Source organism: Pseudomonadota bacterium (assembly GCA_034660915.1).
GTDB lineage: Bacteria > Desulfobacterota > Anaeroferrophillalia > Anaeroferrophillales > Anaeroferrophillaceae > DQWO01.
Genome location: JAYEKE010000191.1, coordinates 1 through 8955, shown reverse-complemented (window position 1 = coordinate 8955; position 8955 = coordinate 1). Strand labels below are relative to the sequence as shown.

The following is an 8955-nucleotide window of genomic DNA, read 5'->3' as shown; positions in this document are numbered from 1 at the left end:
CTCGGGATTTGAATATGAATCAATCTGGGCCATGGGTGCCGGCTGCTGTATTGATGATCTGGATGTTCTGGCGGAAGCCGACCACCTGATGGATGATATGGGGATCGATACCATTGAAACGGCAGTGACCGTCGGGGTGGCCATGGAGGCCGGGGTGATTGAATTTGGCGATGCTGCCGGTTTTCTTGGATTGTTGCGGGAAATTCAGCAGGCGACGCCCCAGGGACGCATCTTAGGTTCCGGGGCGGCAGTTGTTGGCAAGGTTTATGGTATGACCCGGGTGCCGGTAGTCAAAGGCCAGGCCATTCCCGCCTATGATCCCCGTTCGGTAAAGGGCATTGGCATTACCTATTGTACCTCCACCATGGGAGCCGATCACACGGCCGGCTACACAGTGGCTACCAATATTCTGAAATGCGGTGGTTTTGTTGATCCGTTACAGAAAGAAGGGCAGGTGGACCTTTCCCGGAACCTGCAGATTGCCACGGCGGCGGTGGACAGTACCGGCCTTTGTGTCTTTGTCGCTTTTGCGGTGTTGGATAATCCTGATGCCCTGCCGGCGGTGGTGGAGATGATAAATGCCCGTTTCGGCAGCAGTCTGAACGTTGACGATGTAACCGCCCTGGGAAAATCTATCCTGAAGACTGAGCGTGCGTTTAACCAGGCGGCCGGTTTTACCTCCCAAGATGATCGGCTGCCGGAATTCTTTGAAGAATCGGTATCCCCCCATAATGCTGTCTGGGATTTTACCGGTGAAGAGATTGATGCGTTTTGGGATTTCTAATTGGTTTCCATCCGGAAAACCAGTGTTTCCGGATGGGCTCTCAGCTCTCAACTTTTTGCAGTCAGCCTAATCATATGTTTTTCCGATGTTTTACTGACAGCTGATCGCTGAAAGTGTTCATCAGGAAATGAATGTTTCCGGATGAACACTAACTGGTATTTATCAGAGAACGTAACTATTCAGCACATTGTATTGCAACTCAAGTAGTAAACTCGGGACTGTCCCCAGCTTCACCGGGGGCTGTCCCAGATGTTTACGGACTATGAAACAATGTCGGTATGCACCGCAAAAGTCTGGGACAGTCCCGGTTTGCTTACAGTGGAGCACTTCATAAGGATGTGCTGAATAGTTACCAGACAACTAAGATTTAAACAAATGAACTAAGCCCTGATCCCCCTGGGCCCTAAAGGAGAAAAAAGTATGAAAAATCAAATTGGTCTGGATGCCGGCAAGGTTTGGAAACAGTTGGAAACTGAAGGAACAATGACCACTGGGGCGCTGAAAAAAGCTGTCGATTTGACGCCGTTCGCGCTCTACGCGGCCATCGGCTGGCTGGCCCGTGAAGATAACATTGTTGTTTCCCGTACCGCGAACCAGATTAAGATTAGCCTCAAGTAGTACTGTGCCTGCCGACATTGATTCAGCACCTTTATTGAAAACTATTGACTGGGATGGACCCAATAGTTTGTACAAACTGAGCGTGAAATAATTTCAATTTATTATTCGAAGCCTCATAGCCCGGCTTTGCCAGGATGGCGTTTAGTCGAAAAATGGCTGAATAACACCGGAATTTGCCATATGACTTGATATTAACGCCAATTGGCGTTAGATTTTGTACATGAGAACAGATGATTTCAGGAGGTTGTCATGTCCACACAAATTGCCACACTGCTAGGTGATGAATTAGCAAGCTTGCGCATAGAAAATCCGCTTGATATTATCAATGCAAGCCAGAAAGGATTAACCAAAGCGGCATTAATCCATGTCGGCAGGTTTTTGTCACTCAACCAGAGACGGTTGGCTGATATTGGAGCCATTTCTTTGAGAACGTTCCAGAGGTACGATGACAATAAAAAATTAAATCCCGTGGTATCGGAAAACATTATTCAACTTGCCGAAATTATAAAACTTGGAATGGAGGTTTTCAATGACCGGGATACTTTTCTGAAGTGGCTGACAGAACCAAACAAGGTTCTGAGGAAGAAAACGCCGATTGAATTATTAAAGTTTAGAACCGGGTGTGACCTGGTTCGTAACCTTATGGGGCAAATACAACATGGAATCGTTGCTTGATGAAGGCTTATCGTATTGGAAAGAAGCAATTCATAAAAGATCTTTCTGGAACGGGTGCAGCTCTGTATAAATCCTATCCATCCTGAATTCAATAAAGTTAAATTAGCAAAAATCATCGATTATCGCCCTGATATTCGGCTGGATAAGAAAAAATAACAGTAACTATTCAGCACATCTTTATGAAGTGCACTGCTGTGAGTAAAACCGGGACTGTCCCCGAACTTTTGCGGCGCATGCCGACATTGTTTCATAGTCCGTAAACATCTGGGACAGCCCCCGGTGAAGCTGGGGACAGTCCCGAGTTTACTACTTAAGTAGCGATGCAATGTGCTGAATAGTTACCATTTTTTAATGATTTACGTCAGGAGAAATTGAATCCCGAAGGATGGAAAATACTTGTTCTCTTATTTCAGTATTTGTGTAAATATATTGCAACCCAAGTAATAATGGCGGAATATCATTACGAGTTTTAAGCTCGATTTTTATTTCTGAAATTACTGTTTCGCCAAACTTTAACTGGGGCTTATGTGTCTGTCTCATAGCTCTCTTTTCTAAAGGAAGATTTTCGAATTTGAAGTGTATGATAAGGTTTATGTAAACGTCCTGAAATTAATAATATTATAATATATTCAACTAGTTAATGCAATAAAAATTATTGAATTTTACAGTTTAGTTTACAGGGAAATGCCAAGAACAAAAAATCATCGTACAGCATAATTATGCAGAACATCTTGTTCTGTAAGGATTACAAAGTTTTCGGTCAACCACTATTGTAGAGGAATAGAGGAAATTTGGGAGAGGATGTTGTGACATTTTTAAAAATCGGAAGTGTTGGGCGTACTTATCGTCACATGAAGCGTTATCAGCAGATTCTTACCGTGATTTTCAAATACGGTTTTGGAGATCTGATTGACACACTTAAAATCGAACAATACCTGGAAATCGGCTTGCAGATGATTTCTCGTAAACGTCGGGAGAGAATTGAAACACTCTCCCGTGCAGTTCGAGTAAGGATGGTTTTGGAAGAATTGGGTCCCACATTCCTTAAAATGGGCCAAATTCTCTCCACCCGACCCGATCTCCTGCCGGTTGAGTTTATGCAAGAGCTTTCCAAACTTCAAGATGAAGTTCCGCCGTTTACATACCAGGAGGTGGAAGCAGTCATCAAAAAGGAACTCCAGAAACCAGTCGAACAGGTTTTTTCAAGTTTCGATGAACAGCCTCTGGCCGCAGCCTCTATCGGTCAAGTTCACCAAGCGAAAATGCTTGATGGTAAAGATGTAGTTATCAAGATCCAGCGACCGGGCATCCTGCGTACGATTGAAGTGGATCTGGAGATTATGATGCATCTGGCAGAGTTGATGGAGCGTCATCTGGAAGGATGGGAGATTCAGCGTCCCACCAGAGTTGTAGAAGAGTTTGCCCGAACCCTGGAGAAGGAACTGGATTATACTTTGGAGGCGGCTTACATGGAGAGATTTGCCCGACAGCTTGAGGATGAGCCTGCAGTTTATGTGCCGCAGGTCTATCGCGAAGCCACGACCTCACGGGTTCTGACCATGGAGCATATCTATGGGGTTAAGGCTTCCGCTCTTGATGAGTTGGAAAAAAAGGGCTTGGATCGGAAAGAAATTGCCCGACGAGGTCTTATCCTGATCATGAGACAGATCTTTGTCCATGGTTTTTTTCATGCCGATCCTCATCCGGGTAACATTTTTATCATGCCTGATAATGTCATTTGCTACATAGACTTCGGTATGATGGGACGGCTCGATTTGGAAATGCGGGAAAGTTTTGCCGACCTGATCATGAGTATTGCCCATCGGAATGAGAAAGATGCAGCCCAAGCTCTGCTTAAACTTACTTTTTCAGAGGAAGGGCCGGATTATTCCGCCCTGGAAAGAGATGTGGCCGAGTTTATGGATCAACATTGCTATCGTCCTTTGAAGGATCTGGCATTGGGGTCGATGTTGAATCAGCTTTTGCAGCTGACGACCAGACATCGTCTCTATATTCCGCCCGATTTATTTTTGACGATCAAGGCCTTAAGTACGGTGGAAGGACTCGGCCGGGTACTTGATCCGGATTTGGATGTTATAGAAGAAGCCTCTCCATTTATTAAACGTATCCAGCTAAACCGTATTAACCCCCGCCGAATCGCCAAAGATGTGACCAGTTCCGGCACTGATTTTTTTCAGCTTTTAAAGGATATTCCTGGGGAAATTCGGGCAATCCTCAAGCTGGCCAGGCAGGGCAAGGTAAAAATGGAGTTTGAACATCGTGGTTTGGAACCGATGCTAGCCACCCACGATCGCATCAGCAACCGGATATCCTTTGCCATTGTCCTGGCATCCTTAGTGATCGGTTCAGGCCTTATTGTACTTTCCGATATCCCGCCTAAGTGGCATGAAATACCGATTATCGGGTTGACCGGTTTTCTCTTTGCGGGTTTTATGGGATTCTGGTTACTGATATCGATTATAAGAAGTGGAAGGATGTAAATAATGTAGAATTGCTGTGTTTCCAGAAAGGGGGGGGTAAGCCCCCTTTCTGGTCCTCGAAAATTAGTGCTATGCACGTTAGGAAATCAAAAATCAATCTGGGTGCGCAGGCCGAAGACGGAAGCATTGTCGGCATCGCTGTTGCCAGCCGGATTATTAATCCACTGGTAATCGGCGGTCAGGGCAAAATGGCCGTTGAATACCAGGCGATAGTAGAGTTCCAGGTGATGTTCATCATCGTCACTATTCTCGGTATTGTAGTCTTCATATTCGCTGCTTATCTTGGCGAAGCCGTAGGCCAGGCCAACAACATCATCCGTCCGGTTCCAGAATCTGCCGGCCAGCTGCAGGCCGGTGCTGTAGTGGGCTTCGATTTCATAGATATCTTCATCTTGCCAGGCGGCGCGGGCGAAAACCGTCAGCAGCTCGGGAATCAGCTGCTGGTCAAGGCTGAGACCGAAACCGCTGCCTTCTTCATCGTCATCACTGCCATCCCACTCTCCATGGTCGGCATTCATGTACCAGGCAAAGAGACGGTAGTTGCCGCTCAATCCGGCCAGTACCGGTTTAAAATCAATTTCGCCAATGGCGAAAGAGCCGCGGCCGATATCATCCCAGGATGATTCACCATCATCCTGATCGACGGCCATCCAGCCGAAACTGATATCGACCAGTTTGCTGGGTGAAGCCGATACCCGGGCGCCGGGTCCATTGTCAGGGAATTCTACCGCCAGGTTGTTGACAAAGCCGGTGGACAGAAACTGGGTAGTTTCATCATTGGCCACTTCGCTGGCGTCAAAATAATTGGTCAGGTCAATTTTTCCGAAAGTAAAGCTCAGTTTGTCTTCCAGCAGGCTCTGCTCATACCAGGCCTCGGTGACGTGGGCGGTTTCATCGTCGTCATTGTCATCGTTGAAGCCGCTCCAGCTGGCAATCCGGCCATCAATGCCTTCACCGTTGCCGCCTTCTAGGATAATGGCAGCGCTGCCGCCCCAATTAAGAAGATGTGGGGACAGAATTTAATTCTGTCCCCGTTTATGAGGGCAAAGCGATCTCCACTTTAACCTCTGTACCTTAATTGAATTGTAGCTCAACAAAAAAAAGCAGAGAGTGCGTCTTCACGCACCCCCTGCTTTTTTCTGTGCTATTATTACTGGGATTTGTTGACAAAATCTTTGCATTTGTTGTATGGAATTGCACAGATATTAACGATCAATTTTAAGGTTGCTGAATGACAGAAATGTTTAGGTTGCCGGTGGATAGTTTTCAACGACAACTTTAGTTCTGTCGAAAAAAACTTGCTTTTGATATCACAAATTGATATTATCTAATATGAATAGCAAGCAGCGAAATACACTACAGGCTATATATCGGAACCCTATAGCCAATAACCTTGAGTTCAAGAAGATCGAGTCGTTGCTGGTTGCTTTGGGGGGCGAGTTGATTGAGGGCGAGGGATCACGAGTCAGATTTGTGTTGAATGGAGTTGTCGCAACTTTCCATCGCCCTCACCCAAACAAAGAGGCAAAGCCATACCAAGTTAGAGATGCCAGGGGTTTCCTGACACAAGCAGGAGTGAAGCCATGAAGACAATGAAATATAAAGGTTATAGCGCTCGCATTGAATATAGCGATGAAGACCTTTGCTTTGTTGGACATATAGCGGGTATTAGTGACATTGTTGGTTTCCATGGAGAATCTGTCTCTGATCTACGTACGGCATTTGAGGTGGCAGTCGATGATTATCTTTATGTCTGTGAAAAAACTGGCAAACTACCTCTAAAACCATACTCTGGCAAATTAATGGTTCACGTGCCACCCAAAATGCATGCTGCCGTTGCCCAAGCCGCAGAAGTAAGCGGCAAAAGTATAAACCAATGGATTGTTGATAAGCTGGATCAGGCCGCACAGGAATAATTGGAATAGGAATAATTGGGGTCAGAGTAAAATTAAATTGCTGAACGAGAACGGCCGGAATTGACGATGTGACTTTTCAGGTTTATATTGACAACGGAAAGCTCAATTTGCAGTAAACATCTTCATGCTTAACCTTATCTGCGAAAATCTTTATGCCATACCGTGATTAAGTGACCATATACTACAATTCTTTTTGGCAGGCTGAGGGTAGCAAACTGGAAAATCATCAAAGCTACAAAAGAAAAAGGCCATTTCTCATAAGAGAAACGGCCTTGAGGCAGTTGGCTCCCCCTGGTGTACTCATTTCGAAACAAATCCATAGCTATTAAAGAAACCACAATGCAAGCGTTGGTTGCTATAACATGCAGATCAGTAGCTCATTCCATCATACCTGAGTACCAGCCATGAACTCGCATTCATAAAATAGGTATTGTCTTTTATCCCGCACTATGTGAAAGGTTGTTACGTATTACGATGAATGTTAAGTTCGCTGTCTTGCTGTAAGGTTTGGGTTGGCAGTGGAAATGTTTTGACAGTTGAAAAGATATTATTAATTCGTATTGTCAATACTGCAGCCCTGGTTGTGCATTATTTAATCCCGTAGGCCTCATCATGTGGGCCTAACAGAACGAATTTGATGGTTTTGTCGGGCGTTTCCCGGCAATCGGAACAAGCCACGACAGCATCATCGCCCTTTTTTCGGCAAACTTCACAATATAGATAAATTATGATGAAGTTCCGTTTTACTGGATAAGAGTAAAAACCCTGCCAGTTCCCCTTCAGTGGTTCACCAAAGGCAACAGGGTTTTCCATTATCATGTCTACCTTTTGCTTAACCTGTTTTTTGATGGATGCGTGTTTTTTTACTGCCTTCAGGAAAGCAGTTTCAAATCTTGATTCCATCACTCCCCAAAGACCTCATCATACGAATGCCACTGTGCAGTTCCGGTTCGCAGTTTGTTCTGAGCATCTTCCATTGCCTGTTGGAAGGCAGGGTGAGAGAGAACTTTTTCCATCTGTTGGCCATCTGCACGCCGTTTCAAGGACAGCAAGTATTGCGTTATCATATCTGCCACCGAAGTACGATTTTCTGCGGCAAAGATTTTGGCAAATTCGGCTAGATCACGGTCAAGACTTACATTAAGACGAGTTTTAGACATAGTAAACCTCCATTCATTTGTTCCCACAATACACACTGCAGGAACAAATGTCAAGAGTGATAACCTTGAACTTCCGCCCTCAAAACATCTAACCGTACAAGTTTTCAATCCATTTCATGGCTTCGGCATCATTGACTTTGCCAAGATATCGCTGAGTGGTCGATAAATCAGAATGTCTTAAAATCACCTTGCTGACAATTTCGAGGGGCGTTCCGGACCGTGAAGCATAAGTTGCCGCATGCCTCCTCAAATCATGGGGACGCAATTTTACACCGACCATTTCTCCGCTTTTTTCACCATTGCCTAAGCCGCCACATAAGAGATCGGAAAGATTCTTTGGGTGGCACTGATCTCATTGTCATTCACATAATCATTTAATCGCCGTAATAATTTTCTTGGGAGATAGACTGCTTCACTTTCGCGACCGCTTTTTGGTTCTTGAATGATCAATTTTCGATCCTCAATATCTCGTGGAGTCAGTTTCAAAACTTCGCCAATTCTCATCCCACCCCTGGCCATCAGCTCTAAGATAATCCTGTTTCGGATTTTCATTGTTGTGAAAATGATTTCGTCGATAGTCTCTTTGTCAATGATCTTCCATTGGATGCATGTTGGCCGACGGAATATTTTCTTGATAATTGGTGTTACACAATGATTTGTCAGATCCGGGGAAGCGGTATTGATTGTGAAATTGTAGAAAGACGAAAGAGTCGAGTAGCGATTACGTTTGGTTGACTGCTTATTGCCGTTGGTGATTTTAATCAAAAAATCGAGAACCTCATCTTGCCCGACCTCTTCCAGTTCTCGACCAGTAACTATTTCAGAAAAATTGAGCAATACGAACTCGCAAGTTTTAATGGTATTTTTTTTTGGAATTAACCCGATGGTACTGAAGGTGATAATCGACTGTTTGGGAAACGTTCATCTTTTTTCTCCTTTACAAAAATAATGTTTTAAGATCCCTACCTATACCAGCTTTATGATAGCAGAAATTATCTTGAAAGACAGCTCGTTTTGGGTGCTTACGATAAACCTCAAGCGCGTCTTTCGGTTATAAAGTTAAGGTTGCCACAACATTGTTAAAAGTGATAATGCCAGATGTGTAATAATTTGCTGTAGAACCAACAACAAGTTTGTATGATCTTTTTCGGAGAGATTTTTCATGGCATTTTCTATTGAAAAAATTGAGTCAGACTTACTCAAACTACCCCGGCAAGAGCGAGCTTTTTTAGCTGACCGTCTTCTCGGATCCCTTGATGTAGAAGTTTTTAATGATGTCGAAGAGGCTTGGATTGAAGAAG

The 8955-nt window shown here is 44.5% G+C and carries 12 protein-coding genes; 7 read left to right on the top strand and 5 right to left on the bottom strand.

Features of this window, described 5'->3' with window-relative positions:
* From U9P07_11010 to U9P07_10995, 4 genes are all read left to right on the top strand, one after another.
* Positions 1-784 (top strand): aldehyde ferredoxin oxidoreductase C-terminal domain-containing protein (locus U9P07_11010; protein ID MEA2109936.1); only part of this gene is annotated, 784 nt, incomplete at its 5' end.
* A gap of 420 nt (positions 785-1204) precedes the next feature.
* Positions 1205-1402: a winged helix-turn-helix domain-containing protein gene (locus U9P07_11005; GenBank protein ID MEA2109935.1), complete on the top strand. Its 198-nt coding sequence runs from the start codon at positions 1205-1207 to the stop codon at positions 1400-1402.
* 249 nt (positions 1403-1651) lie between these two features.
* Positions 1652-2077 (top strand): antitoxin Xre/MbcA/ParS toxin-binding domain-containing protein, encoded by a 426-nt coding sequence (locus U9P07_11000; protein ID MEA2109934.1) that lies wholly within the window; start codon positions 1652-1654, stop codon positions 2075-2077.
* Between the two features lie 806 nt (positions 2078-2883).
* Positions 2884-4578: an AarF/ABC1/UbiB kinase family protein gene (locus U9P07_10995; protein MEA2109933.1), complete on the top strand. Its 1695-nt coding sequence runs from the start codon at positions 2884-2886 to the stop codon at positions 4576-4578.
* 86 nt (positions 4579-4664) lie between these two features.
* On the opposite strand, the gene U9P07_10990 is transcribed toward U9P07_10995, so the two are convergent.
* Positions 4665-5513, bottom strand: coding sequence for a carbohydrate porin (locus U9P07_10990; GenBank protein MEA2109932.1), 849 nt, complete (start codon positions 5511-5513; stop codon positions 4665-4667).
* Positions 5514-5910: 397 nt separating this feature from the next.
* Here U9P07_10990 and U9P07_10985 point away from each other — a divergent pair, with 397 nt between their 5' ends.
* Both U9P07_10985 and U9P07_10980 read left to right on the top strand, forming a co-directional pair.
* The gene (locus tag U9P07_10985; GenBank protein ID MEA2109931.1) at positions 5911-6165 is read left to right on the top strand and encodes a type II toxin-antitoxin system HicA family toxin; all 255 of its coding nucleotides are present in this window, start codon (positions 5911-5913) and stop codon (positions 6163-6165) included.
* Complete coding sequence (locus U9P07_10980) at positions 6162-6494, top strand: type II toxin-antitoxin system HicB family antitoxin (GenBank protein ID MEA2109930.1); 333 nt, start codon at positions 6162-6164, stop codon at positions 6492-6494. The genes U9P07_10985 and U9P07_10980 overlap by 4 nt, the downstream gene beginning before the upstream one ends.
* Positions 6495-7082: 588 nt before the next feature.
* Here U9P07_10980 and U9P07_10975 read toward each other — a convergent pair.
* The 4 genes from U9P07_10975 to U9P07_10960 all read right to left on the bottom strand — a co-directional run bounded on the left by U9P07_10975 (position 7083) and on the right by U9P07_10960 (position 8491).
* Entirely contained in the window at positions 7083-7397 is a 315-nt protein-coding gene (locus U9P07_10975; GenBank protein MEA2109929.1) for a type II toxin-antitoxin system mRNA interferase toxin, RelE/StbE family, read from the bottom strand.
* Entirely contained in the window at positions 7397-7654 is a 258-nt protein-coding gene (locus U9P07_10970) for a DUF6364 family protein (protein ID MEA2109928.1), read from the bottom strand. Before U9P07_10970 ends, U9P07_10975 begins: the two co-directional genes overlap by 1 nt.
* 88 nt (positions 7655-7742) lie before the next feature.
* Entirely contained in the window at positions 7743-7934 is a 192-nt protein-coding gene (locus U9P07_10965) for a site-specific integrase (GenBank protein MEA2109927.1), read from the bottom strand.
* Positions 7935-7957: 23 nt separating this feature from the next.
* Positions 7958-8491 (bottom strand): site-specific integrase, encoded by a 534-nt coding sequence (locus tag U9P07_10960; GenBank protein MEA2109926.1) that lies wholly within the window; start codon positions 8489-8491, stop codon positions 7958-7960.
* A 325-nt stretch (positions 8492-8816) separates the two neighbouring features.
* Between U9P07_10960 and U9P07_10955 the strand changes: the two genes are divergently transcribed.
* Positions 8817-8955, top strand: a 139-nt coding sequence (locus U9P07_10955) for an addiction module protein (protein MEA2109925.1), incomplete at its 3' end; no start/stop codon positions are given.

Bases quoted from the DNA above. Each gene is read 5' to 3' on its own strand.
- U9P07_11005 (MEA2109935.1), top strand. From the start codon at position 1,205: ATGAAAAATCAAATTGGTCTGGATGCCGGCAAGGTTTGGAAACAGTTG.
- U9P07_11000 (MEA2109934.1), top strand. From the start codon at position 1,652: ATGTCCACACAAATTGCCACACTGCTAGGTGATGAATTAGCAAGCTTG.
- U9P07_10985 (MEA2109931.1), top strand. From the start codon at position 5,911: ATGAATAGCAAGCAGCGAAATACACTACAGGCTATATATCGGAACCCT.
- U9P07_10980 (MEA2109930.1), top strand. From the start codon at position 6,162: ATGAAGACAATGAAATATAAAGGTTATAGCGCTCGCATTGAATATAGC.
- U9P07_10975 (MEA2109929.1), bottom strand. From the start codon at position 7,397: ATGGAATCAAGATTTGAAACTGCTTTCCTGAAGGCAGTAAAAAAACAC.
- U9P07_10970 (MEA2109928.1), bottom strand. From the start codon at position 7,654: ATGTCTAAAACTCGTCTTAATGTAAGTCTTGACCGTGATCTAGCCGAA.
- U9P07_10965 (MEA2109927.1), bottom strand. From the start codon at position 7,934: ATGGTCGGTGTAAAATTGCGTCCCCATGATTTGAGGAGGCATGCGGCA.